The organism is Streptomyces sp. NPDC096040 (assembly GCF_040303265.1).
In the GTDB taxonomy this organism is placed as follows: Bacteria; Actinomycetota; Actinomycetes; order Streptomycetales; family Streptomycetaceae; genus Streptomyces.
Window position 1 is genome coordinate 1 of the sequence record NZ_JBEOTA010000104.1, and the last position, 1,277, is coordinate 1,277.

Annotated in this window: 1 protein-coding gene; it reads left to right on the plus strand. The window is 62.4% G+C overall.

Annotated elements, in window-relative coordinates; all coding sequences use genetic code 11:
* Positions 1 to 874 precede the first annotated feature (874 nt).
* Positions 875 to 1,159 (plus strand): helix-turn-helix domain-containing protein, encoded by a 285-nt coding sequence (locus ABTY98_RS42190; RefSeq protein ID WP_352226476.1) that lies wholly within the window; start codon positions 875 to 877, stop codon positions 1,157 to 1,159.
* Positions 1,160 to 1,277 lie beyond the last annotated feature (118 nt).

The following is a 1,277-nucleotide window of genomic DNA, read 5'->3' on the forward strand; positions in this document are numbered from 1 at the left end:
TCGGCTACCTCAGCCCCATCGAGTACGAGGAGAAGCACTACGCCAACCAGGCAACGACCGAACAAGTGAACCTGAAACCACGTCAACCCGCCCTGCCCAGCTAGTCATCCGCTCCCGCGCAGCGGGGGAACCTCAAGAGCCTACAGAAGGCAAACGTTGCCTGACGCGGAACTAGCTGGCACAGGCCACTAGCAAGTGGGCATGTCAGACGCAGTGAAGTCGCCTACAGGCGTGAAGAGACTGGCCTCGTACCAGTAGTTGCCAGCAACTGCCTTGAGCCATAGGCGGCCCTTGCCGTCCTTGGCCGTGCACTCAAAGTCGTAGCTCTCTCCTGTAGGCAGGGTGCTTCCGCCGATCTCTGGGGGTCCACCAGGCTTCCCAGCTGACGGAAGGACACGTACCTGATCGCCCTCCAGGTAGAACGGAAAGATCGAGCGATGATCGGAGTCGAATAGTCCGTGATAAGCCCATGCTCCGATCGGCAGTGCGAGGGCCACACCGAGAGCTCCCCATAGCCACCGAACCCGCTTGTCAGCGGTGTCGGCACTCACCGCCCTCTCGATGACGAGGAAAAGTGCTGCCACCAAGACGCTGAGGACGACCATCGCCCAGACAGGGAGGTCTGCGGCGCCAACGATGGCTCCCACGCCTCCGGAGACCAGCCCGAGCGCGAGGGCCGTCGCATCTCGTCGTGCGGGCGAGGCGAAAAAACGCCTCACCGCACCGGTGAGACGGACAGTAAGCGAAGGTGACGGGTAGCCCCCGTCGCCCGTCGAGTCGTCTGCCAACTTGCCACCCCCGTCACTGTGCTAGCTGTGAGGATAGCTACTGAGCGGAGACATGCAGCCGCTCACAGCTACACAGCTAGTGTCTCGTGATCCTGTTCGTGGAACCTGAGGCTTGTGTGATCGTTGAGTCTGGTATGGATCTCTCCTCTGAACAGATGTCAGAACTACGGGAGTTGGCCGGGTCGCGGGATGTTCCGGCCGATGTGGCGCTTCGTGCACGGATCGTGTTGTGGTCCGGCGAGGGGCGGCGGCGCAAGGACATCGCCGAACTCGCCGGTGTATCGCCGCTGACGGTGGACCGCTGCAAGGCCCGTTATGCCGAGCGGGGCCTTGCCGGTCTTGAGGTTCCCCCGCTGCGCGGGAGCGGATGACTAGCTGGGCAGGGCGGGTTGACTGGTTTCAGGTTCACTTGTTCGGTCGTTGCCTGGTTGGCGTAGTGCTTCTCCTCGTACTCGATGGGGCTGAGGTAGCCGAGCCGTTTCTGGATGC